We start from the raw sequence: 23,052 nt of genomic DNA, 5'->3' as shown, positions 1-23,052 counted from the left end.
GGTAAATACGCCGCTGCACAATGAACACATGACCCTGCTGCTCACCTTGGACGACGGTTCGGTCCAGCGGGCTCTCGGCGAGGCCGTTGAGCTCGCCCGCGAAACGGCGGTGGCCGACGTCGGTGCGGAGCAGGTCGGCCCGCACGCCGGTGTCGTCCGTGAGGACGCCGTGTCGGCCAGTCATCTCTTCGAAGCGAACCTGCCGGGGTACCGCGGCTGGCACTGGGCGGTAACCATCGCGATGGCCGGGCCGGACGCGCCTGTCACCGTCAGCGAGGTCGCGCTGGTTCCGGGGCCGGATGCGCTCGTCGCGCCGAACTGGGTGCCGTGGGAGCGCCGGATCCGCCCCGGCGATCTGGGCGTCGGCGACCTGTTCCCGACCGCGCCCGACGACCCGCGCCTGGCGCCGGGTTATCTGCGGTCGGACGACCCGGCGGTCGAGGATGTCGCACACGAGCTCGGGCTCGGCCGCGTGCACGTGATGTCGCGTGAGGGGCGGCTGGAGGCCGCGTCGCGGTGGCGTGCCGGTGAGTTCGGGCCGCGGTCGGACATGGCGCGCAGCGCGCCGGCGACGTGCGGCACCTGCGGGTTCTACCTGCCGGTTGCGGGGTCGCTGCGGGCCGCGTTCGGCGTGTGTGGCAACGAGTTCGCGCCCGCGGACGGGCATGTGGTGAACGCCGAGTACGGCTGCGGCGCGCATTCCGAAGTCGAGGTCGAACAGTCCTCGTCGGTGCCGGTCGCCGAGCTCGTGTATGACGACTCCCTGCTGGACATGGAACCGCCGGAGTGACTGATCCGTTCGGCACGGAGGCACTGCGGGCCTCGGTCCGCCGGGCGTGGGGCGACTCGCCGACGCGCCTGATCGAGGACACCAACGCCGAGCGCGATCTGCGCGTCGGCGCCTACCGTGACCGGTTGTTCGTCGAGCTCGCCCAGAACGCGGCGGACGCGGCCAAGATCGCCGGGGAGCCCGGCACGGTTCGAGTGTCCGTTGTGGACGGTGAGCTGCGGGTCGCCAACACGGGAGCGCCGCTGGATGCCCGTGGGGTGGCGTCCCTGTCGTCGTTGCGCGCGTCCGCGAAGGAAGGCATGGTCGGCGAGTTCGGTGTCGGGTTCGCCGCCGTCCTCGCGGTCAGTTCCGAGCCACGGGTGATCTCGCGTGGCGGCGGTGTGGCGTTCTCCGAAGCGCGCACGCGTGAACTTGTTGCCCAGGACGAAGTTCCGGTGCTGCGGTTGCCGTGGGCGGTCGACGAGGACGTGCCCGAAGGATTCGACACGGAGGTCCGGCTCCCGCTGCGCGACGGCGTCGATCCCGCTGAGCTGCTGGCGCGGGTGTCCGCAGAGGCCGAAGACCTGCTGCTGTCCTTGCCGTGGCTGGCCCGGATCGAGATCGACGGCGCAGGCTGGGAACGGTCCACTGTGGACAGCGTGGTGGAGATCGCAGCGCCGGACGGCACGGTCCGTCGTTGGCTGACCGAGGAGGCTGAGGCCGGGCTGTGGGCGGTGCCTGTCGACGACGGCCCGGTGCCGCTGGCGAACGAAGTCCTGCATGCGCCGACGCCCACCGATGAGCGTCTTTCGTTGCCGGCAAGGCTGATCGCCTCGATCCCGATGGAACCGTCGCGGCGGCGCGTGCTCCCCGGCACCGACCTGACCGGGCTTGCCCGCGCTTATCCCGCGCTGGTCAGGAAACTCGCACCGGAACACCGGCCGCGCATGGTGCCGGAACCGGCCTTCCCATTGTCCGAAGTGGACGGTCAGCTTCGCGAGGCCGTGCAGCGTCAGCTGGCGGTACAACCATGGCTGCCGGGCGGGGAAGAGCTGCCTGCCTCCGGGGCGCGGGTGCTGACCGTCGAATCGCCGGAACTGGTCGAGCTGGTCGGCGGGATCGTGCCGCGGCTTGTTTCGCTGTCCGGGCCGGAGCTCGCGCGAGTGCTGGCGACCGTGGACGCCGATCCGCTCGAAGTCGCCGAACTCGTCGAACTGCTGACCGGGCTCGAACGGCCGCCGGCATGGTGGCGTTCGCTGTACGACACGCTGCTTCCGTTGCTGGAGGCGCATTCCGTGTCCGCTGACGAACTCGGCGCCCTGCCGGTCCCGCTGGCGGACGGGCGGGTCCTGCCCGGCCCGCGCGGGACGTTCTTGTTCGGTGCGTCCGCCGACGTGCTGGAGTTGATCGACGACGCCGACGTGGTCGGGTTGCGGCTGGTGCATCCCGACGCCGCGCATCCCCTGCTGGAACGGCTGGGCGCGAAGCACGCGGACTCGGCGGATCTGCTGGAGTCGCCCGCGTTGCGTGACGCGGTGGAGCGCAGTGTCGAGGATGCACGGTCCGGTTTGGACGTTCGCCCGCTCGCGGATGCCGTGCTGCGCCTGATATCCGACAGTCCGGTGGCCGGCCTCGGCGCGCTCGCACTGCCGTCCGTGGACGGCTGGCGACGCGCCGACGAGCTGGTATTGCCCGGGTCGCCGCTCTTGGGAATCTTCGACCAGGAGGCTGTGGGCGAAGACGGCGCGCTTTCCGTGCTGGACAACGACTTCGCCGAGGACTGGCCAGTCGAGGAGCTCACCACGCTCGGCGTGCTCGACGGGTTCGTGGTGACCGAAGACGGGATCCGAGACCTGGATCTGGTCGCGGACGACGCGTGGCCGGAAGCGCTGCGATTGCTGGCGGGGGAAAGGGAAACCTGGCACGCGCTGTCCGGCTCGACCGGCGAGTGGATCGCCCGGAACGCGCTGCTGGCCGGGCGGGCACCGGAGGAGTGGCGGCTGCCCGAAGCCGACGGCCTCGCCGGGTTGTACGACCCGGTGCCGGACGTGGGTGTGAAACCGGAAGTGCTTGCGCTGGCCGGAGTTCGCGCGGAACTGGCCGTCACCGATCTCGACGACGCAGCCGACGTGCTGCACCGCCTCGGCGACCCGGCGCGGACGATCGGGCCCGGGCTGGTCTCGCGGGTCTACACGGCGCTCGTGGCGGCGGACCTGGACTGGTCACAGCTCGACGCGCCGGAGCGGGTGCGTGCCGTCGACGGTTCGGTCGTCGATGCCGAGCAGGCGGCGGTGCTGGATCGGCCGTGGCTCGCGGCGGTCTGGCCGGTGGGACAGCTGATCGCGGTTCCATCTGGCGCGGAACAGCTCGCGGAACTGCTGGACCTGCCGTTGCTGAGCGAGCTGATTTCGGCTCGCCTGCCGGAGGGCGAGTACCTGGAGTGGTCGGAGCTGACGGCGATCCGGCTCGCGGCGGAGCTGCTCGACATCCCGTTCCCCGAGGGCGGGGTGATCGTGCACGAGGAGTTGACCGTCGAGTTCGACGGGGTCAAGCGCGCCACGCCGTGGTGGGTGAAAAGTGCGGAGTTTCACGGGGAACATCACGCGGAGGACAGCCCCGCCGGCCTGGCGCGGGCGTTCGCGTGGGCCTCGGGTCACTGGGCCGACCGGCACCTCATCACGTCCCTGCTGGACGACCCGGATCCACTCACATTGCTGGCCTGACGTGCAGTGACGTGCAAAGACGCGGTTCGGCCGGTTTTCGGCGCCGGTAAAGTCCTGCCCATGACTTACACCGAAAACCTGGAGCCCCGCGTGGCGCGGCTGGAGACCCAAGCCGCCGATCTCGACTCGCGGGTGAGTCGCGCCCAGCAGGATGCTGCGGACGCGCGGACGCTCGCTCGCGGCGCCCACCACGACGTCACCGAGATGCGCACGGAGATCCGGGACCTCCGGCAGGCCACCACGACCAGCTTCAATGCGATGCGCGAGGACCTCACCGATCTCCGAACGGAATTCCGAACGGAAATGACCAGTTTCCGCCAGGACGTCGACCGTCGCTTCGGGGAGGTCGACCGCGGCTTCATGGAGATGCGCGGCAAGTTCGATGCACAGGCCGCTGGGCAGCAGCGGATCGTGGACCTGCTCAACCAGTTGATCGACCGAGACGAAACCCCGTAACCCCAGCCTCAAATCCCCGTCTGGGCTGAGCGCGAACCGCGGCGCGCAGCGGTTCGCTGCCAGGTCATGATGCCCATGCCGATGAGGCTGATCACGACTCCGGCAAGGCAGGTCCACAGCCAGATGCTGGGGGTGCGGCCGCCGCCGAAATCGCGGATCGCGAACACGGCGAAGCCGGCCAGCCAGGCCGCGGTGCCGACGACGACCATCGGGAACAGCGCGGTCAGCCGTGAAGGCAGTTCCGGCACCGGGCGTAGTGAATGTTTAACCTCGCCAGGCTTGATCGGGTCGCTCACGTGAGGAAGGCTACCGGCGAATTCCTCACGAGCACCACGAAGGCGGCCCACGGCATGACCGACCAGAGCACGATCGACCGCTTCTTCAAGATCAGCGAACGTGGTTCCACCACGGGCAGGGAGATCCGCGGCGGTCTGGTGACGTTCGTGACGATGGCCTACATCGTTGTGCTGAACCCGCTGATCATCGGCAGTTTTTCGCCATCGGAGCCCGGCGCGCACAAGGACGTGCTCGGCAACATCTTGCCTGTCCCGCAGGTCGCCGCGGTCACGGCGCTCGTCGCCGGCGTGATGACCATCGTGATGGGCCTCGTCGCGCAGTACCCGTTCGCCATCGCCACCGGGCTCGGTATCAACAGCCTCGTCGCGGTCACGATCGCACCCCAGGTGACCTGGCCCGAAGCGATGGGGCTGGTGGTCATCGAAGGCCTGATCATCGTCGTCCTCGTGCTGACCGGCTTCCGCACTGCGGTGTTCAGCGCCGTGCCCGCCGCGCTGAAATCGGCCATCGCCGTCGGGATCGGCCTGTTCATCTGCTTCATCGGCCTGGTCGACGCCGGGTTCGTGCGACGGCTGCCGGACGCGGCCAACACGACCGTCCCCGTCGGGCTCGGCATCAGCGGTTCCATCGCGTCGTGGCCGACCTTGGTGTTCGTCGTCGGCCTGCTGCTCACCGGCACGCTCGTCGCGAAGCGGATCCGCGGTGCCATCCTGATCGGCGTGCTCGGCACGACCGTGCTGGCGATCATCGTCGAGTCCATCGTGCACGCGGGCCCGTCGGGCGGCACGAACCCCACGGGCTGGAACCTCGGCTACCCGGCGCTGCCGGGCAAGGTGGCCGGTCTGCCGGACCTTTCGCTGGTCGGTGACGTGTCGTTCGGTGCCTGGACGCGGCTGCCGATCATCACCGTGATCCTCTTCGTGTTCACCCTCGTGCTCGCCGACTTCTTCGACGCCATGGGCACGATGACCGGGCTGGCCAAGGAAGCCGGGCAGCTCGGCCCGGACGGTCAGCTGCCGCGCGTCGGTCGCGCCCTGTTCGTCGAGGGGCTCGCCGGGGCGGCCGGCGGGTTCGGCTCGGCCAGCTCCAACACCGTGTTCGTCGAGTCCGCCTCCGGTATCGCCGAGGGCGCGCGGACGGGGCTCGCCAACATCGTCACCGGGGTGCTGTTCCTCGCCGCGATGTTCCTGACGCCGCTGTATGAATCGGTGCCCGTCGAAGCGGCCGCGCCCGCGCTCGTCGTGGTCGGTGCGCTGATGATCGCCCAGGTCCGTGACATCGACTTCACCGATTTCTCCATCGCGCTCCCGGCGTTCCTCACCATCGTGGTCATGCCGTTCACGTACTCGATCGCAAACGGCATCGGCGCCGGGTTCATCAGCTACGTCGTGATCCAGTCGGTCACCGGCAAGGTACGCCGGGTGCATCCGCTGATGTGGGTGATCGCGGTGGCGTTCGTCGCGTACTTCGCGGTCGGCCCGATCCAGGCCGCGCTGCGGTGACAGGCGACACCGGCCACTTTCGCCAATCGTAAGGTACGCTAACTAAGTGTCCGATAAGCGCGAGCCAACGCTGGCCAGCCGGTTGCGGCTGGCCGTTGTGCGGCTCAACCGCAAACTCCGGGCACAGCGGGCCACGGAGCACATCTCGCTGACCCAGCTCGCCGCACTGTCCACTTTGCACAAATGCGGGGCGCTGACGCCCGGCAGGCTGGCGGCGAAGGAAGGCGTACAGCCGCCGTCCATGACGCGGGTGATCGCCGCGCTCGAAGACATGGGTTATGTCGAGCGCAGCCCGCACCCCACGGATGGGCGGCAGTCGATCGTCGCACTCACCGAACGCGGGCAGTCGTTCATCGAGGCGACGATCTCGGCACGCGAGGCGTGGTTGGACCGGAAGTTGGCGGAACTGAGCGGCCAAGAACGAGAAGTTCTCGCTCATGCCGCCGAAATCATCGACAGAATGGCGGGGAACGAGTAACGGTGCGGCCAGACACGGGTAGCCAGGCGAAGTCCCATCCGAAGATGACAGCTACCCGGGGGCAAGCACCACCGCCACCCACCGACGCCTCCCCGGCGAAGAAGCCGAGCATGTTCGCCTCCTTGCGGGTGCGTAACTACCGGTTGTTCTTCTCCGGCCAGGTGGTCTCCAACATCGGCACATGGATGCAGCGCATCGCGCAGGACTGGCTGGTGTTCCAGCTTTCCGGCAACAACCCGATCGCGCTCGGTGTCGCCGTCGCGTTGCAGTTCACGCCGACCGTGCTGCTTTCCCTGTGGGCGGGCGTACTTGCCGACCGGGTCGACAAGCGCAAGCTGTGCATCCTCGTGCAGACCGGGATCGGGGTACAGGCGCTGGTGCTCGGGCTGCTCGACGTGAGCGGTGTCGTCCTGCTGTGGCAGGTGTACCTGCTGTGCTTCGTGCTCGGCATTTTCAGCGCCCTCGACGTGCCCGCGCGGCAGGCGTTCGTCGCGGAAATGGTGGGGCGTAAGCAGATCGCCAACGCCGTCGCGCTGAACTCCTCGGTGTTCAACCTGGCCCGCATCGTCGGGCCCGCGATCGCGGGGTTCGCGATCACCTGGGTCGGCACCGGCTGGATGTTCGTGGCCAACGCGGTCAGCACGCTCGCGGTGATCACGGGGTTGCTGCTGATGAACCCCGACAAGCTTTTCCGTGGTCCCGCGGTGGTCAGGGCGAAGGGGCAGATGCGCGAGGGGCTCGCCTACGTGCGCGGGCGGCCGGACCTGGTCGCGGTGATGGCGCTGGTGTTCTTCGTCAGCACGTTCGGGATCACGTTCTTCACGTCGCTGGCGATCGTAGCGGGCAACGTGTTCGGCACCCAGGCCGACGGATACGGGCTGTTGTCCACTTTGCTCGCGGTCGGCACGTTCACCGGTGCGTTGATGGCGGCCCGGCGCGGGGTGAAGAGCAGTCCCCGGGTGCGGTTGCTGCTGATGGCGGCGCTGGGTCTCGGCGCGGTCGAGTTCGTCACCGCGCTGATGCCGACGTACGTGACGTTCGGGATCGCGCTGATCCCACTCGGCTTCGCGACGATTACGTTCCTCAACACGGCGAACGCATTGGTCCAGACCGCAGTGAGCCCGGAGATGCGTGGGCGCGTGATGGGCCTGTACGTGCTCGTGATGATCGGCGGCAACCCGGTCGGTGGCCCGATGGTCGGCTGGATGGCGGAGACCTTCGGCGGTCGCTCACCGTTCTACATCGGCGGCACGATCTCCGCGGTGGCGGCGGTCGTGTGCGCGGTGGTGCTGGCGCGGCGGGGCGGTGTGGCGACCGGGTCGCGCTTGGCGGGTTTGCGGGTGCTGTTCTCGAGCGGCCACGCGACCACCACCTCGCGCCATGTGGCCTGACCCGTCAGCCGGCCAGCAGGTGGGGCAGGAGCGCTTCGGCAAGCGCTTTCAGTGAACGGCCGCCGCCGGTGAAGGTGAGTTCCTGGGCGGTGTCGTCGGTGAGTTTGACCGCCACGACGTTGTCCGTCACGAGCGCGGGGCGCCCGGCGAGCCGGTCCGAAAAGGCGCGCGGGGACACCGCGTCCGTGTACGCCGCCTGGATGCCGCGGACCGTGCAGCGACCGTCGGCGTAGGGGCGTCCCGGCCCACCGAGTTCTCGCGTCAGCGCCGCGCACAGCTGCCACGAGATCACCGGCCACGGCAGATCCGCGATCGCGGCCGGCGCAGGATGCTCGAGCGGGATTGACCCGTCCTTCCCGGTAGCAGGCAGCGGCGGCCCGGCTTTTGTCGTCGCCGCAACGACTTCCGCGGCGACGGACTCGGTGAGCCTGTCCAGCGCCGGGCCGCTGCCGCTCAACTCGGCGTGCAGGAATGGTTTCACGAGCGCCGATCCGGGCTTGTCCACCAACCGCACATCCAGCCGGTTGTTGACGTTGGGCGGCAGGAACTCGAGCCGCGCCGGGCGTCCGGCGACCTCGGTTTCGCGGGGCGCCTGCAGGTTCGCCGGGGCGTCGGCGAGCTTGAGCGTGAGATCGGTGGTCGAGGTGACGACATGACAGCCGGCGTCGCGGACCTCGCGAAGCGCCTTCCCGCCGAGCAGCGCTTCCCAGCGTTCTTGGCTCAGTGACTGGCAAAGCACCTGTCCAGCCGTGTCCGGTGGCAGCGCCGCGATCAGCTCGCCCGCCGGCATCGGCACCGGCCGCAGCGCAGTTCCGTCCTTGGACGGCCAGGTGGCCGGCAACGCTCTGGTCATCGCGTGGCGATCGTCGTCGGCTCTGGCCCACAGGTAGCCGGCCGCGGTCGCGGCACCAGCGAACGAGAACAACACCGCCAACACGATTCCCAGCACGGTGGACGTCTTCACGCCCCGGAGGCTACCGAGGAGTCGGTTCCGTGCTCGCAGGGCGTTCCCGCTTCGTATAAGTATGGAGCTCTATGCATATCAACACAGCTGGCGGTGATTTCGGGTAGCTGGACCCATCTCTACTGTACGGCGAATGATATCGAGGTTCGAACCGGACCCGTCCGCCGCTGGGTACCTCTACGTCCACGTGGCCGATCACATCGCCGAGCGGATCGAAGCCGGTGAACTCAAGGGACAACTGCCAGGTGAGCGAGATCTGACCGAGGAGTACCGGGTCTCTCTCGGGACCATGCGCAACGCGATCAAGGAGCTTCGCAAGCGCGGGTTGATCGAGACCTATCACGGCAAGCGCAGCTTCATCGTGCCGAAGTCCTGAGCACAACCTTGCGTCGGTAGCTGAGGTTAGGCTAACCTCAGCTTGTCCGCTTCGTGGTGGGAGCGGCAGTCAGTTCGGGAACGGGCGGGGCCCCGTCGCCGGGAGAGATCCCGGTGGCGGGGCCCCGTTCAGGTTCGGGCAAAGGTACTCGGCGCCTCGGCCAGCTCGATACCGAACAAACTCCGGTAGGTCTCGACAAGCTCGTCGGCGCTCAACGGCCGCTCGCTGCGCTTGCCCTCGGTCGTCTCGATCAGCTGGTCACCCGCGAGCGTGACCCGGCCCGTCGGCGTCGGCAGCGTGCACACCAGATTCTTGGTGAAATGCGAGTCCGGTGACGTGGCCTGCCACCAGCAGGTCGGCACGAAGTCCGCCAGGTCGCGCGGGCGCTCTTCCACCTTGTACGCCGGCTCGCCGTTGTGGCGGACCTCGATATCGCCGTGCGGTGCGTCGAGCAACAGGAACTCGCCCTCGGCGTCGGCCTGGACCTCACACGCGGTCAACCGCAACGGACGGCGGGCGAACCGGCCGAAGCCGACATCCGCCAGCCACGGTTCGTCGAGCTCTACCCGCAACGCCAGGTGATCGAACGGCGCCCCGTATCTGCCGCCGCCGAACACGCGCGCCGACAGCAGCGAGACGCGGAAACCCAGCGCGCGCAGCAAACCCGCAAACGCCCCATTCAGCTCATAGCAGAATCCACCGCGCCGCCGCAGGACGATCTTGTCGAACAACGCCTCCTCGTCGAGCACGATCGGCTCCCGCAGCTGCACGCTGAGGTTCTCGAACGGCACCGTCATGACATGCCGTTCGTGCAGTTCCGCCAAGGCGGCTGCGGTCGGCGCGACCGGCTTGGCGGCGCCGATACGGGCGAGGTAGGCGTCGACATCCATGCCCCACGGTCGCATCTCGACCGTGGTCGAGGTCAACCGGAAAACGAAACGGGGCCCCTCCCGACAGAGAAGGACCCCGCACAGTGGACAGACGATCTAGAGCAGCAGCCCGTTTCCGCCGGACACGGCGTTGTCGAACCGCTTGCTGATCTCGCCCCAGTTGTAGATGTTCCAGAGCGCCTTGACGTAGTCCGCCTTGACGTTCTTGTAGTCCAGGTAGAACGCGTGCTCCCACACGTCCACCAGGAGGATCGGAACCGTGGGCAGGATCAGGTTGTTGTGGTGGTCGCGCAGCTGCTGGGTGATCAGCGTCTTGCCGATCGGGTCCCAGGACAGCGAAGCCCAGCCGTTGCCCTGAATCGTGGTGGCAACGGCGGTGAACTGTGCCTGGAACTTGTCCCACGAACCGAACGCGTCGTCGATCGCCTGGGCGAGTTCGCCGGTCGGCTTGTCGCCGCCTTCGGGGGAAAGGATCTTCCACCACACGACGTGGTTCGCGTGCCCGGCCAGGTTGAACGCGAGCGTGGTCTCCAGTCCGACGATCGAACCGAAGTCACCCTTGTCGCGCGCCTCGGCGAGCTTGTCCAGGGTGTCGTTCGCGCCCTTGACGTAGGTGGCGTGGTGCTTGCTGTGATGCAGCTCGTTGATCTGGGCGGAGATGTGCGGAGCCAGGGCACCGTAGTCGTAGTCCAGATCCGGAAGCTCGTACCGGGCCATCAGCCCTCCTTCTTCTGTGACGCAAAATCCCTGCGTTATAAACCTAGTAGCAACCGTATGGGGTGGCTAACCGGGGACGCGGCGATCCACTCCCCGGGAACATGCCCGCTCTCACCCTGCAATCTCCAGCTAGCTGGAGGTCAACCCGTTGTGTGCGTGATCACGCACCGACCTCGCGGGCGAGGTCGGCGAGCATCGCGATGTTGAACTCGAACGCGACCAGCGTCTCGGTCAGGATGCGCTGCCGTTCGGTGGAATCCCACGGCGCTTCGTCGAGCAGGGCGCGGTAGCGCTTGCGGAACGCCGGCACGTTGTCGAGCTCGAAGTGGTAGAAAAGCGCGCCGGGACCGGTGATCCCGTACGTCTGCTCGAGCAGTTTCCGCACGGCCTGCCCGCCGGCCAGGTCGCCGAGATAACGGGTGTAGTGGTGGGCGACGTAACCGCCGGGCCAGTCGAAGGCGACTGTCCGGATGCGACGGACGTAGTCCTGCGTCGCCGGGAGCGGTTCGATCCGGGTGGCCCAGTCGTCCCCGACGAGGAACGCCAGGTCCCCGGCGAGTGCGGGCCCGCGCCGCAGCTCGTCGAACACGAACGCGCCGCCGACCGGGTGGTCGGTCAGCGCGTCGGACGCTTCTTCGAGCGCCTGGTAGATGAAGTGGTACTGGGCCGCGAGCCGGGCATAGGCCGGTAACGGCAGCCTGCTGCCGAAGAGGGCGTCCATGAACGCGGACTGGTGGGCGCGCTCGTGCACTCCTCTGGTGGACTCGCGCAGCGTGGCCGAAAACGGGGTGTGGTCAACCGTCACAGGAGCCGCCATGATCCCGAGCCTAAGGGGCCCAGCGAACTTAGGCTAGCCTAAATCTTACAGAGTGGTCGGCCAGGTGTGGACCGGCTCCTCGGTCGTGGACAGCGTCAGATACCGGCCGAGCATCTGGGAAAGCGCGGTTTCCCGGTCCGCACCGTGCCGCTGCGCGAGTTCCACCATCTGCCGCTGCCACGACGCGCCGTTGCGGCGGGCGAGGCAGCGTTGCTCGATGACACCGAGATATCGCTCGATCGAGGCCTCCGCCACGTCGGCGGTGCGCAGTCCCTCATGCGCGAGCGGCAGCAGCACGCGCAACATCAGTTCGTCCGGCGGCACCCAGCCGATCCCCGGCCAGTACAGCTGCGCGTCGAACCCGTTTCGCGCACCGGCATACAGGTTGTCCTCGGCCGCCTGGAACGACATTTGTGTCCACATAGGACGTTCGGCTTCGGCGAGTGCGCGCTGGGCACCGTAAAAGAACGCGGCGTTCGCCATCATGTCCAGCACCGTCGGCCCGGCGGGCAGGACCCGGTTTTCCACGCGCAGATGCGGTTTTCCGTCCACCACGTCATAAACCGGCCGGTTCCACCGCCACACCGTCCCGTTGTGCAGCCGCAGCTCCGAAAGCTTCGGCGCCTGGCCCGAGTCGAGCGCGTCGACCGGGTCCTCTTCGTCGGTTTCCGGGAGCAGGCCGGGAAAATAGCGGACGTTCTCCTCGAACAGGTCGAAGATCGAGGTGATCCAGCGCTCGCCGAACCACACCCGCGGCCGCACACCCTGGTTCTTCAGTTCCTCCGGGCGCGTGTCGGTGGCCTGCAGGAACAGCGGGATGCGCGTCTCGTGCCACAGCGCCTTTCCCAGCAGGAACGGCGAATTCGCGCCGATCGCGACCTGCACGCCCGCCAGGCACTGTGCCGCGTTCCAGTGCGCGGCGAACTCCTCGGGAGCGACCTGGACGTGCAACTGCAGCGACGTGCAGGCGGCCTCGGGCAAGATCGACTCAGCGTGCGTGCGCAGCCGTTCCGGTGGGTGGCCGGGCAGTTCCACGCCGTCCATCGACAGCCGGATGTGCTCGCCACGCGCGGCGAAGATCTGGTCGTTGAGCATGACGTAGCGCGCGGCGTTGGTGAGCCACTTCTGATCGAAATGCTCGTGGGTGAGCGTCGGCAGGATCCCGATCATGCCCAGCCGTGCGCCGGCGCGGCCGGCTTTGTGGTCCGCTGTGGACAGGTACTCGTGCAGATCCCGTTCCAGTGCGATCGCCGAGTTGCCCGCCAGAGGCCTCGGCGGCACGTTGAGCTCGATGTTGTGCTGCGAAAGTTCGGTCGTGAAGGACGGATTGTCCAGTGCCTCCAGGACTTCCTGGTTGTTCATCGACGGGCGCATCTCCTCGTCGACGAGGTTCAGCTCCAGTTCGAGGCCGATATGTCTTCGGGGAAAAGAGAATCCGCCGTCGGCAAGCATCCGGCCGAGGGTGTCGAGGCAGCGCTGGACTTTGCGGCGGTACCTGGCCCGGTCGCGTGGGTTGAAGCCGTCAGCCGAAAGATCCTGGCCCATGCCTTCCCTGTCTTGTTCGTCCGGGTTCAGCGCGGAGTTCTGGCACTGCTGCCCGGCGGACCACGGTTTCACAACAACGCTCCATGGGCTATCGGCCAAACTGGTGCTGTGACGTCTTCGTGCCTTGACATCATCCGTTCGTCGTAGCGGTACCCACTTCGCTCGGCTCAACCACCTCGCCGTCAGACTCATCCTCATGGCGCAACGCATCGCTGTCCGGCAGACGGACGATCCGCGTGTCGACGACTTCCGCCAGCTGTCAACGGCGGACCGCCGACCGGACCGTCCCGGTGGCCGTGGGTACGTGATCGCGGAGGGCACTGTGGTGGTCCGGCGATTACTGACGTCACGCTACCCCGTGCGGTCGCTTTTGGGTGTGGCGCGGCGAATCGACGAGCTGGAGCCGGAGCTGGCCGGGATCGACGTGCCGGCCTACGTCACGTCCGCCGACGCGATGGCCGAAATCGTGGGTTTTCACCTCAACCGCGGCGTGCTCGCGGTCGCCGACCGGGCGCCACAACCCGCGGTCGCGGACATCCTGCGGACATCCGAGGTTCTCGCAGTGCTGGAAGGAGTCGGTGATCACGAGAACCTGGGTGCGTTGTTCCGCAACGCCGCCGCGCTCGGTGTCGGCGGCGTGCTGCTCGGACCCGGCTGCTCCGATCCGCTGTACCGGCGCAGTGTCCGGGTGTCGATGGGCAATGTCCTGCGGGTTCCGTTCGCCGCGCTACAACCGTGGCCGGACGGGCTGACTTTGTTGAAGGACAACGGTTTCCGCATCGCGGCACTGACGCCGCGGGTGGATTCGGTGTCGTTGCGCGAACTCGCGGCAGGCGAGGGCAAGGTCGCGCTGCTGTTCGGTTCGGAGGGGCCGGGGCTCACCGCGGAAGCACTCGCCGCGGCCGACATCGCGGTGCGGATCCCGATGACCGACGGGGTCGATTCGCTGAATGTGGCCACAGCGGCCGCGGTCGCCTTCTACGAACTCGCCGGGCGGTAAGTTGCTGACGGTTACCAGCATTGGACGGGGAGGCACACGGGTGGAGTTGCGGGTCCGTGGCGAGCGTGCCGTGTTGAAGGCGCACGGCGAGGCGTACACGCGCGAAATCGATCCGCACACCCTCCCGCTTGGCCCCGAGCTCGCCGACGCGCTGCACGAGTGGGCCCGCGTCGCCGCCGCGGTCCGGCGTTCCGCTGACGCGGGTGAGCCGGGGGACGTGGCTCCGGTGGTCTCGCATCGCGGACGTCAACTCGCGGCGCGCGTGGCGACCCTGATGGGCACCCCCGTGCACTACATCGACCCGGTGACCGACGAGGAGATCGTGATCCCGCCCGTGCCCGTCACACACACCGAACCGACCCTCATACAGCGGCTGTTCGGACCGGTGGAGATCGGGAAGGAGCCGACGCCATGGGGCACCGGTCTGGTGGTGGCCGGGTTCGTCGCGGCCGTGGTGATCACCGCGATGCTCGCGCTCGCCGTCGCGCTGGCCGAGGAGACCGCGGGCTGGGTCGTGCTGCTCGCCTCGGCCGTGGTCACGGCCGGCCTCGCGCCTTCACTGTGGCTGGCCCGGCGTCTGCCGATCCTGCGCTGGATCGCGCTCGGCGCCGCGGCAGGCTGCGTGCTCGCCTGGTTCGGGGTGCTCGCCGTCGCTTTCTGACCCGGTCAGCCCCGCTGCGAGCGGACGCCGAGCAGGACGTCCTCCCACGCCGGGACCGCCGGGTGGTTCTTCTTCGACTTCGACTTCGGCGGCGGGCCGGGCTTCACCGGCAGCGCGGGCTTCGGCTCCGGCTCCGCGGGTACCTCGGGCGCGGCGGCCTCGGGTTCCGCGGGCTCTTCGGCGGCCAGCACGGGCTGTTCCGGCTCCGCGACCGGCAGCGGCTCGGGCTCGACCGCCCGCAGCGCGCGCGGGGTGCGTTGCGGGTCGAGCAGATCCTCGGCCTGCTCGTCGAGCACGGTGACGGTGCCGCCGTGCGCGCCCGGCGCGAACGACCAGTGTGCGCTCATGTCCGAACGCCCGGTCTGCCAGCGCAACGCGACGACCCACTTCCCGTCGTCGCCCTTCCAGGCGTCCCATTCGGCGGAGCCGTAGTCCTGGCCGCGCACGCCGAACGCGTACGCCACCACCTCGCCGAGCGTCCGCACATCGGGCCCGTCCTCGCGCACCGGATGTGCGCCCTGCGCCAGTTCCGCGATCCGCGAGCGTTCCAGCAACACCGGATACGCGAACCTTTCGACCCGTTGTTCGGGCACGCCCGCCGCGGTGGCCACCTGCTGCACGGACTCACCCGCCCGGATGCGGGCCTGGATTTCGCGTGGTCGCATCTGACTCTCCAACTCGATTTCGATCTGACCGAGCCGGGTGAGGTCCCCCCGTGCGGCCGCCCGCAGTCGTTCGTCGGCCGGCAGGAGAAAACGTTCGTGGCGCGCCGGGTCTTCGAGCACGATGGACTTACCGTCCTCGTGTATCCCGACAACCCTCAGCGCACGCATCAGCCGCCTCCTCGCAGACGTCACCTGTCCACCACACGTTAGGACGGCGCGTCGCCTTGACGCGGCAGGCGCGCCGATGCGTGCGCCGGGATCGCGTTCTTATTTTTCGGGAAGGCGCTCGACCACGAATTCGATGCAGCTGATCAACGCCGTGATGTCGCCCGGCTCGATGGCGGGGAACATACCGATCCGCAGCTGGTTGCGGCCCAGCTTCCGGTACGGCTCGACATCGACGATTCCGTTGGCGCGCAACACCTTCGCGACCTCGGCCGCGTCCACGTCATCGACGAAGTCCACCGTGCCGACAACCTGCGAACGCAGTGCCGGGTCTTTCACGAACGGCACCGTGTAACTGGTCTTTTCGGCCCATTCGTAGAGCCGGTCGGAGGAATCCTTGGTACGCGCCACGGTCCAGTCGAGCCCGCCGTTGCCCAGCATCCACTCGATCTGGTCGGCCAGCAGGAACAACGTGGCCACGGCCGGGGTGTTGTACGTCTGGTCCTTGCGCGAGTTGTCCAGCGCCGTGGTCAGCGACAGGAATTCGGGAATCCAGCGGTCGCTCGCGCCGAGCTCGCCGACCCGCTCGATCGCGGCCGGCGACATCAGGGCCAGCCACAGCCCACCGTCGGAGGCGAACGACTTCTGCGGCGCGAAGTAGTAGACGTCGAAGTCCTCGGCCTTCACCGGCAGGCCACCGGCGCCGGACGTCGCGTCGATCGCGACGAGCGCGCCGTCGCTGCCCGCGGGACGGCGCACCGGCACCGCGACACCCGTCGAGGTTTCGTTGTGCGCCCAGCCGACCAGGTCCGCGCCGGACTCGTAGGCGACCTCGGGCGCGCTGCCCGGCTCGGACTTCACCACGATCGAGTCGGCGAGGAAGGGCGCACCCTTGGTTACCGAGGCGAACTTCGAGGAGAACTCGCCGTAGGTGAAGTGCTGCGCGCGCTCCCGCACGAGGCCGAACGCGGCAGCGTCCCAGAACGCCGTGGTGCCGCCGTTGCCGAGCACGACCTCGTAGCCGTCCGGCAGCGAGAACAGCTCGGACAATCCCGCGCGCACCCGCCCGACCAGGGACTTCACCGGCTTCTGCCGGTGGGAGGTGCCCAGGTACTTCGCCCCTTCGGAGGCGAGTGCGGCGAGCTGCTCCGCCCGGACCTTGGAAGGCCCACAGCCGAAGCGCCCGTCACTGGGCTTGAGTTCAGCGGGGATCGTCAACTCCGTCATGCGCCCAGTCTGTCATGCGTGCCAACCCGATTCGTCGACCCCGCCGGGGATCGGTGCGGACGGGTCGTACGGGGTGCGGGTGAAGATGAACGTGGCCAGGTCCAAATGGGTCGGTGTGCCGTCGGATGCGCGGCCGACGCGCAGCGTTTCCCCCGAGTAGTAGCCGTCGAGACCGAGCCACTCGTCGGGGCCGGCCGGGCGGAACCGGGACGCGCGGCCGTTGGCCACCGGGCTGAGATCGAACATCCCGCCCGGGATGAGCCGCAGCAGGTAGGGCGTCGGGCCCCAGTGCCACAGCCCGGTCAGCGCCAGCAGCGAGCGGTCCACCTCGGACGGGCGCCATTCGGCGGGCAGCTTCGGCTCCCGCTCGTCCGCCGTCGTGATCAGGTCGACCACCAGCGACAGGATCGCCGGGCCCGACGTGGTGTTCGCCAGCGCGAGCCCACCGGTGCCGGTGTCCGGATCGATCATCGTGGCGGCCAGGAATCCCGGCATCGACCCGGTGTGCCCGGCGAGGCGGCGGCCCTGGTGCCGCACCAGTTGCAGGCCGAGCCCATAACCGGAGGTCCAGGCGTTGCCGTCGTCGACGGTGGCCACGGCGCGCATCTCCGCCATCGTGTCGGGCCGCAGCACGTCCCCGGTGTCACCGCCGATGAACGCCGTCCACCTGGCGAGGTCGGTGATCGTCGACCACAGCTGGCCGGCCGGTGCCATCGCGCCCGCGTCGGGGCTGGGCTCGGGCAGCACCAGATCCGCGAACGGATGCACCGCGTACCCGTTCGCGCGCCGGCCTTCCGGATGCGGCGTCGTGCGCGACATGCCAAGCGGCGCAAGGATTTCCGCTCGCAGCGCGTCGAGCCAGCTCGTGCCGCGATGGCGCGCGACCAGCTCGCCGAGCACCCCGTAGCCGACGTTGGAGTAGTGGAAGCTGCTGCCGGGCCGGTTTTTCAGCGCGTCCTGAGCCAGGCTCGCCTGAAGCGCCGCCCAGTCCCCGCCGACACTGCGTTCCCACCACGAGCCCGGCGACTCCGACGTCAGCCCACCGGTGTGCGACAGCAGCTGCGCGATGGTCGAGGAGCCGAAGCTGGTGCCGGGCACGTGCTTGTCGAGCGGGTCGTTCAGCTCCAGCCTGCCCTCGTCACGCAACCGCATGACGAGGACGGCGACCAGCGTCTTGCTGATCGAACCCAGGCGGTACTGGGTGTCGTCATCGGGTGCTTCGCCGTCGACGAACCCCCGCGCGCCGGACCACAGCAGGTCGCCGTTGCGCACCACGGCGGCCACGATCGAGGGCACGCGCGCGGCGGACTGTTCAGTGGCCAGGCGGCGAAGCAGGGCAAACTCGGTGCTGGGCAGCATGGCGATATTCTGCCCGGCCGCCAGGGTCAGCTCCCGGCGACCTGCTCCCAGCCTTCGACGTCGCGCGGCTGGCGGGGGCCGGGCCCGACGTAGCTGGCCGAGGGGCGCACGAGCCGGCCGGTGCGTTTCTGCTCGAGGATGTGCGCGGCCCAGCCCGCGGTACGGGCGGAGGTGAACATCGCGGGCATCATGGCGGGCGGCACCTTCGCGAAGTCCAGGATCACCGCGGCCCAGAACTCCACGTTCGTCTCAATAGGACGGTCGGGGCGCCGCTCGCGCAGCTCCGCCAGCGCGGCCTGCTCCAGCGCCTCGGCGACCTCGTACCGCTCGGCGCCGAGCTCCTTGCAGGTGCGGCGCAGCACGCGGGCACGCGGGTCCTCCGCGCGGTACACGCGGTGCCCGAAACCCATCAGCCGTTCCTTGCGATCGAGGATGCCCTTGACCAGCTTGCGCGCGTCCCCGATGCGCTCGACCTCTTCGATCATCGGCAGCACCCGTGCGGGAGCACCACCGTGCAGTGGACCGGACATCGCGCCGATCGCACCGGACATCGCGGCCGCGACGTCGGCACCGGTGGAGGCGATCACCCGCGCGGTGAAGGTGGACGCGTTGAGGCCGTGCTCGGCGGCGGACACCCAGTAGGCGTCCAAAGCCTTGACGTGCGCGGGATCCGGCTCACCGCGCCAGCGGACCATGAACCGCTCGGTGATCGTCTTCGCTTCGTCCACCCGGGACTCCGGCACCGCCGGGAGGCCGACACCGCGCGCGGACTGCGCCACATAGGACAACGCGGTCACCGACGCGCGGGCCAGGTTCTCGCGGGCCGCTTCGTCGGTGATGTCCAGCAACGGCCCGAAACCCCAGATCGGGGCGACCATCGCGAGCGCGGCCTGCACATCGACCCGCACGTCACCGGTGTGTACGGGCAACGGGAACGGCTCGGCAGGCGGGAGCGGGTTGCCGAACCGGCCGTCGACCAGCAGGCCCCAGACGTCACCGAAGCTGACCTTGCCTGCCAGGTCTTCGATGTCGACACCGCGATAGCGGAGGGCGCCGCCGTCCCGGTCGGGCTCGGCGATCTCGGTGCGGAAGGCGATCACGCCTTCCAGCCCTGGTTTGAATCCGTCGTCTGGCTCGGAGGTGTGGTTGTTCGCAACAGGCGCTGAGCTGGTCACGGTGGGAGCCTTTCGATGCGCGTTCCCCGACAGTTGCTTGAAGTTCACTCGTGGCGCGCGATTCGCGGGGTCACGCGCCTCGTCGCACGGATGTGAAAACGATGCACCCGCTCGGCGGGGGTGGCAATCGAAAGATGTGGTGGTTTCGGTCACGATTCCGAGAACGATTCAGTCAAGGCGCCTCTTCGTGCGGAAATTCTGTGCCCTGGAGCCTTCGGTGACGACGTCGTGGCAGGAGTCACCACTCGGCGGGTTTCGCGCAGGCGTCGCAGGCCCTAACGTCAACTTTCATCCACTTGTCTCATGCGTGCGCGGGCGCGGAGGTTGCTCATGCCGGAAGTCGGCAACATCGACGACGTAGCGGTACAACTGCCCGGTATGCGGGTGGCCTACGAGGGGGACGCCCTCAACGAAGCGGATCTTGCCGATACCTGGACCGAGCAGCTGCAGGAATGGCTCAACCAAGCCATCTCCGCGGGCGTCGCGGAACCGAACGCGATGGTGCTCGCCACCGCTGACGCCGAGGGCCGGCCGTCCTCACGATCCGTGCTCTGCAAGGGACTGGACACGCGTGGGGTGGTGTTCTACACCAACTACACGTCCGCGAAGAGTCACGATCTGACCGTCGCGCGGTACGCGTCGGTGACGTTCCCGTGGTACTCACTGCACCGGCAGGTCACCGTGCGGGGCGAGGTCGAGAAGGTGAACGTCCGCGAGACGGCGGAATACTGGGCGTCACGGCCGCGGGGTTCGCAACTGGGCGCGTGGGCTTCGCCGCAGTCGCAGGTGGTGCGCAGCCGGCGTGAGCTGGACAACGCGCTGAGCTCCATCGAGCGGCGCTTCGCGAATGTCGAAGAGATCCCGCTCCCGCCACACTGGGGCGGCTGGCGGGTCAAGCCGGACACGGTGGAGTTCTGGCAGGGGCAGCGCAACCGCCTCCACGACCGCCTCCGCTACGTCCACACCCACGACGGCTGGCACGTGCAGCGGGTAGCTCCGTAGCGCACTTCACTGCCTCCGGCTGTTCTACCGTGTTCTGCGATGTGCTACATGGTGGATGAGTTGTGGTGGGACGACGAAGGCGCCTCGCACATCCGTCATCGCTCGGACCGTTATCCCGGTGCAACCGACCTTGAGCCGGCGTGGACACTCGAGGCCGCTGCCGACCCACATCGGGTGGTGCGAGCCCGGATCCCAAGAGCTGGGCTGCCTATACCCGACTCATTGGGTATTCGCCCGGCGCGGGCTCAGTGCTGACGGTGATCGTCGACCCCGAAGATCAATCCGGGGTGACCGCGTGGAAGACGCGTGGAGCCGATCTTCGCGACTACCTCGATGGTGAGGAGGCTCGATCATGACCGATTCGGCCGAGGAAGTCCGGGCCGCTCGCCGGGCCCGGCATGCTGCGATTCGTGCTGAGGTCGCCGACGAGGAGACCGAGGCCGCCGAAGCCGAAGCCGCAGATGCAGCGACCCTGGACGTATCGCTGCATCTGCGCATCAGTCATGCGCTGCCCGCCGCGTTGCGCGGGAAGAGTTGCGGCGCGGGTAGTTCGAAGCTGTCCTGCCGCGCCTGGAAAATTCCCATTGTGACTTTCTTCTGATCGGTCAGCGAGACACCTATTCAACTAGTTAGCTCCGCTAAGCTGCTTCGTTGTGAGTGTCAACGCTGGGACGGGGAGTAGGCGCAAGCGCTTCGGCAATATCGTCATCGATGTTCAGCCGCTGCGGGTACCGGCGTTCCGGCGGCTCTGGATCGGCACCGCGGTCACCGCCATCGGCAGCCAGCTGACCACCGTCGCCGTGCCGAAGCAGGTTTTCGACCTCACCGGGTCGTCCGGCTGGGTCGGCCTCACCGGTGCCGTCGCACTCGTGCCGTTGCTGGTCTTCGGCCTGTGGGGTGGGGCGATCGCCGACGCCGTGGACCGCCGGAAGCTGTTGCTCGTCGGCAACGCCGGGATCGCCGTCGTCTCCGCACTGCTGTGGTTGCAGGCCTGGCTCCACGTCGGCTCGGTGTGGCTTGTGCTCGCCCTGCTCGCGGTCAACCAGGCGTTCTTCGCGATCAACATGCCGACGCGCAGCGCGGTCGTCGCTCGCCTGGTCGCACCCGAACTCCTGCCCGCCGCGACCGCCCTGTCCAGCACCATGAACATGTTCGGCACGATCTTCGGCCCGATGGCGGCCGGTGCGCTGATGCCGGTGCTCGGCCTGCCGACGTTGTACCTGATCGACACGATCGCCCTGCTGCTCACGCTGTTCACGGTGTGGCGCCTGCCTGCGCTTCCGCCGTTGTCCGGCCAGGTGCGGCGTGCCGGCCTGCGGGACGTGATCGACGGTTTCCGCTACATGGGCACCCAGAAGGTGCTGCTCGCGAGCTTCGTCGTGGACATCATCGCGATGGTCGCCGGCATGCCGCGGGCGTTGTTCCCGGAGATGGCCGAGCGGACCTTCGGTGACCCACCCGGCGGCGGTCTCGCGCTGGGCTGGCTGTTCGCGGCGATCCCGATCGGTTCCGTGGTGATCGGGCTGTTGTCCGGCTGGCTCGGCCGGGTCCGCAGGCAGGGTGTCGCGGTGGTGATCGCGATCTGCGCCTGGGGCGCGGCGATCATCGGGTTCGGGCTGGCGCACGCGCTGTGGCTCGCGGTCGTCTTCCTCGTGATCGGCGGCGCGGCCGACATGGTCAGCGCGATCTACCGGCAGTCGATCCTGCAGGCCGCCGCCACCGACGAGATGCGTGGCCGGATGCAGGGCGCCTTCACCGTCGTGGTCGCGGGCGGGCCGCGCATCGCGGACGTCACGCACGGCTGGGCGGGCGCCGGGGTCGGCACGGCCGCCGCGTCCGCCGGCGGTGGGGTACTGGTGATCGTGCTGATCGTCATCGCCATCGCGTTGCTGCCCGCGTTCTGGCGGTACCGCGCCGCCGCGGTCGTCGAATAGCCGGTTTCACCCACGCGAGGCTTCCCGATGAGGCACGATGATCCGCATGGCTGATGGGATCTCGGTCGACGGCGCCGACCTGGCGCGATACCACTCGCACGCCGGCACGCTCTCGGGTGACATCGTCGGCGCCGCCAAGAAGCATCTCGCGGGCAACCTTTCCTTGCCTGGCAACCTGTTCGGGGATCTCGGGCACGAGAGCGGCCTGCAGGACTCCCTCACCGATCACCTCGACCGCATGCACACTCACGTGCACTCGGTTGCGGGCGGCGTGCACGATCTCGGCCAGTCCGTGCACACCGCGAAGGGCGACTACGAACACGACGAGCAGGTGTTCGGCGACACCTTCCGCCGGATACTGGGCTGAGGGGGCGCGGGTGGCGATCGACCTCGCGCCTTACGAGGCGCCGATCAAGGAGGCCGCGGACAAGCTCGAAGGGGACACCGGCGCGGCGGACAAGGCACAGACGGACCTGGCCGCGTTGTCCCAGCAGCTCACCGAATACGGCACCCGGCACCGGGCGGAAGCCACCAGCCTGCAGGGAAACTGGGTCGGTGACCGCGGCGATCTGTTCGGTGTCAAAGCAAAAGAGCACACGCAGGCCCTCGACGACGCGGCGACCTGGGCTTCGCACACAGCGCAGACCATCGGGGACGCGACGAGCCTGGTCAAGGACGCCCAGCAGCGGTGCCAGGCGCTGGTGACGGAGTTCGACGCCGACGCCCGCACGCTCGTCGACGCCGCCGCGAACAGCCGCGATCCCGGTGCCGAGTTGCAGGCGCGGGCGGTGATCGCCGGGATGTCGGCGAAGTACGCGAAGGAAGCCGCCGACATCGTCAACGCCGCGAAGGCGCGCCTGCAAGATCTGATGAACGGGATGAGCTCGACGGTGCCCGCGTCGGCCCCGCCCGCCGGTCCGCTCGGTTCCCGCGTGGGCG

At 68.5% G+C, this 23,052-nt stretch carries 24 protein-coding genes; 14 read left to right on the top strand and 10 right to left on the bottom strand.

Features of this window, described 5'->3' with window-relative positions:
- Positions 1 to 28 precede the first annotated feature (28 nt).
- From GKO32_RS22145 to GKO32_RS22135, 3 genes are read left to right on the top strand one after another with little or no spacing between them, the layout of a single operon-like run.
- The gene (locus tag GKO32_RS22145; protein ID WP_154758799.1) at positions 29 to 790 is read left to right on the top strand and encodes a DUF3027 domain-containing protein; all 762 of its coding nucleotides are present in this window, start codon (positions 29 to 31) and stop codon (positions 788 to 790) included.
- Complete coding sequence (locus GKO32_RS22140; protein WP_312868303.1) at positions 787 to 3,492, top strand: sacsin N-terminal ATP-binding-like domain-containing protein; 2,706 nt, start codon at positions 787 to 789, stop codon at positions 3,490 to 3,492. Before GKO32_RS22145 ends, GKO32_RS22140 begins: the two co-directional genes overlap by 4 nt.
- Before the next feature lie 60 nt (positions 3,493 to 3,552).
- Positions 3,553 to 3,948, top strand: coding sequence for a hypothetical protein (locus GKO32_RS22135; RefSeq protein WP_154758798.1), 396 nt, complete (start codon positions 3,553 to 3,555; stop codon positions 3,946 to 3,948).
- A gap of 8 nt (positions 3,949 to 3,956) precedes the next feature.
- On the opposite strand, the gene GKO32_RS22130 is transcribed toward GKO32_RS22135, so the two are convergent.
- Positions 3,957 to 4,244 (bottom strand): DUF2530 domain-containing protein, encoded by a 288-nt coding sequence (locus tag GKO32_RS22130; RefSeq protein ID WP_312868302.1) that lies wholly within the window; start codon positions 4,242 to 4,244, stop codon positions 3,957 to 3,959.
- 54 nt (positions 4,245 to 4,298) lie between these two features.
- Between GKO32_RS22130 and GKO32_RS22125 the strand changes: the two genes are divergently transcribed.
- From GKO32_RS22125 to GKO32_RS22115, 3 genes are all read left to right on the top strand, one after another.
- Positions 4,299 to 5,747, top strand: a complete 1,449-nt coding sequence (locus GKO32_RS22125; RefSeq protein ID WP_154758843.1) for an NCS2 family permease — start codon at positions 4,299 to 4,301, stop codon at positions 5,745 to 5,747.
- Between the two features lie 46 nt (positions 5,748 to 5,793).
- Positions 5,794 to 6,225 (top strand): MarR family winged helix-turn-helix transcriptional regulator, encoded by a 432-nt coding sequence (locus tag GKO32_RS22120; protein WP_312868301.1) that lies wholly within the window; start codon positions 5,794 to 5,796, stop codon positions 6,223 to 6,225.
- Positions 6,226 to 6,335: 110 nt separating this feature from the next.
- Positions 6,336 to 7,616, top strand: coding sequence for an MFS transporter (locus GKO32_RS22115; protein WP_154758842.1), 1,281 nt, complete (start codon positions 6,336 to 6,338; stop codon positions 7,614 to 7,616).
- A 4-nt stretch (positions 7,617 to 7,620) separates the two neighbouring features.
- Here the strand turns inward: GKO32_RS22115 and GKO32_RS22110 are convergent, their stop codons facing one another.
- Positions 7,621 to 8,580 carry a hypothetical protein gene (locus GKO32_RS22110; RefSeq protein WP_312868300.1) on the bottom strand — a complete coding sequence of 320 codons (960 nt, stop codon included), beginning with the start codon at positions 8,578 to 8,580 and terminating at the stop codon, positions 7,621 to 7,623.
- Between the two features lie 133 nt (positions 8,581 to 8,713).
- Here GKO32_RS22110 and GKO32_RS22105 point away from each other — a divergent pair, with 133 nt between their 5' ends.
- Positions 8,714 to 8,956 carry a winged helix-turn-helix domain-containing protein gene (locus GKO32_RS22105; protein ID WP_154758796.1) on the top strand — a complete coding sequence of 81 codons (243 nt, stop codon included), beginning with the start codon at positions 8,714 to 8,716 and terminating at the stop codon, positions 8,954 to 8,956.
- A 128-nt stretch (positions 8,957 to 9,084) separates the two neighbouring features.
- On the opposite strand, the gene GKO32_RS22100 is transcribed toward GKO32_RS22105, so the two are convergent.
- The 4 genes from GKO32_RS22100 to GKO32_RS22085 form a co-directional block, all read right to left on the bottom strand.
- Entirely contained in the window at positions 9,085 to 9,846 is a 762-nt protein-coding gene (locus GKO32_RS22100) for an arylamine N-acetyltransferase family protein (protein WP_154758840.1), read from the bottom strand.
- A 96-nt stretch (positions 9,847 to 9,942) separates the two neighbouring features.
- Positions 9,943 to 10,563 (bottom strand): superoxide dismutase, encoded by a 621-nt coding sequence (locus tag GKO32_RS22095; protein WP_154758795.1) that lies wholly within the window; start codon positions 10,561 to 10,563, stop codon positions 9,943 to 9,945.
- Between the two features lie 160 nt (positions 10,564 to 10,723).
- Positions 10,724 to 11,380 carry a biliverdin-producing heme oxygenase gene (locus GKO32_RS22090; protein ID WP_154758794.1) on the bottom strand — a complete coding sequence of 219 codons (657 nt, stop codon included), beginning with the start codon at positions 11,378 to 11,380 and terminating at the stop codon, positions 10,724 to 10,726.
- A gap of 45 nt (positions 11,381 to 11,425) precedes the next feature.
- Positions 11,426 to 12,925, bottom strand: a complete 1,500-nt coding sequence (locus GKO32_RS22085; protein ID WP_154758839.1) for a glutamate-cysteine ligase family protein — start codon at positions 12,923 to 12,925, stop codon at positions 11,426 to 11,428.
- Between the two features lie 196 nt (positions 12,926 to 13,121).
- On the opposite strand from GKO32_RS22085, the gene GKO32_RS22080 reads away from it, so the two are divergent.
- Together GKO32_RS22080 and GKO32_RS22075 are read left to right on the top strand one after the other, a co-directional pair.
- The gene (locus GKO32_RS22080) at positions 13,122 to 13,925 is read left to right on the top strand and encodes a TrmH family RNA methyltransferase (protein WP_154758793.1); all 804 of its coding nucleotides are present in this window, start codon (positions 13,122 to 13,124) and stop codon (positions 13,923 to 13,925) included.
- Between the two features lie 40 nt (positions 13,926 to 13,965).
- Positions 13,966 to 14,586: a DUF2537 domain-containing protein gene (locus GKO32_RS22075; RefSeq protein WP_312868299.1), complete on the top strand. Its 621-nt coding sequence runs from the start codon at positions 13,966 to 13,968 to the stop codon at positions 14,584 to 14,586.
- A 5-nt stretch (positions 14,587 to 14,591) separates the two neighbouring features.
- On the opposite strand, the gene sepH is transcribed toward GKO32_RS22075, so the two are convergent.
- From sepH to GKO32_RS22055, 4 genes are all read right to left on the bottom strand, one after another.
- Positions 14,592 to 15,419 (bottom strand): septation protein SepH, encoded by an 828-nt coding sequence (gene sepH, locus GKO32_RS22070; protein ID WP_154758791.1) that lies wholly within the window; start codon positions 15,417 to 15,419, stop codon positions 14,592 to 14,594.
- 99 nt (positions 15,420 to 15,518) lie between these two features.
- On the bottom strand, positions 15,519 to 16,643 hold the full coding sequence (gene serC / locus GKO32_RS22065; protein ID WP_154758790.1) for a phosphoserine transaminase: 1,125 nt from the start codon (positions 16,641 to 16,643) through the stop codon (positions 15,519 to 15,521).
- Between the two features lie 12 nt (positions 16,644 to 16,655).
- Positions 16,656 to 18,002 carry a serine hydrolase domain-containing protein gene (locus GKO32_RS22060; protein ID WP_154758789.1) on the bottom strand — a complete coding sequence of 449 codons (1,347 nt, stop codon included), beginning with the start codon at positions 18,000 to 18,002 and terminating at the stop codon, positions 16,656 to 16,658.
- A gap of 26 nt (positions 18,003 to 18,028) precedes the next feature.
- Positions 18,029 to 19,177, bottom strand: coding sequence for a citrate synthase 2 (locus tag GKO32_RS22055; RefSeq protein WP_312868298.1), 1,149 nt, complete (start codon positions 19,175 to 19,177; stop codon positions 18,029 to 18,031).
- A 330-nt stretch (positions 19,178 to 19,507) separates the two neighbouring features.
- Here GKO32_RS22055 and pdxH point away from each other — a divergent pair, with 330 nt between their 5' ends.
- From pdxH to GKO32_RS22030, 5 genes are all read left to right on the top strand, one after another.
- Positions 19,508 to 20,179: a pyridoxamine 5'-phosphate oxidase gene (pdxH, locus tag GKO32_RS22050; RefSeq protein WP_166459692.1), complete on the top strand. Its 672-nt coding sequence runs from the start codon at positions 19,508 to 19,510 to the stop codon at positions 20,177 to 20,179.
- 352 nt (positions 20,180 to 20,531) lie between these two features.
- Entirely contained in the window at positions 20,532 to 20,780 is a 249-nt protein-coding gene (locus GKO32_RS22045) for a hypothetical protein (protein ID WP_154758787.1), read from the top strand.
- A gap of 52 nt (positions 20,781 to 20,832) precedes the next feature.
- Positions 20,833 to 22,113 (top strand): MFS transporter, encoded by a 1,281-nt coding sequence (locus GKO32_RS22040; RefSeq protein ID WP_312868296.1) that lies wholly within the window; start codon positions 20,833 to 20,835, stop codon positions 22,111 to 22,113.
- Between the two features lie 46 nt (positions 22,114 to 22,159).
- Entirely contained in the window at positions 22,160 to 22,480 is a 321-nt protein-coding gene (locus tag GKO32_RS22035; RefSeq protein WP_154758786.1) for a hypothetical protein, read from the top strand.
- Between the two features lie 10 nt (positions 22,481 to 22,490).
- The coding region (locus GKO32_RS22030; protein ID WP_154758785.1) for a hypothetical protein at positions 22,491 to 23,052 on the top strand (562 nt) is incomplete at its 3' end.

Source organism: Amycolatopsis pithecellobii (assembly GCF_009707865.1).
Lineage (GTDB): Bacteria > Actinomycetota > Actinomycetes > Mycobacteriales > Pseudonocardiaceae > Amycolatopsis_E > Amycolatopsis_E pithecellobii.
The sequence above is the reverse complement of the archived record's forward strand: the minus strand, read 5'-3'. Positions and strand labels throughout refer to the sequence as shown.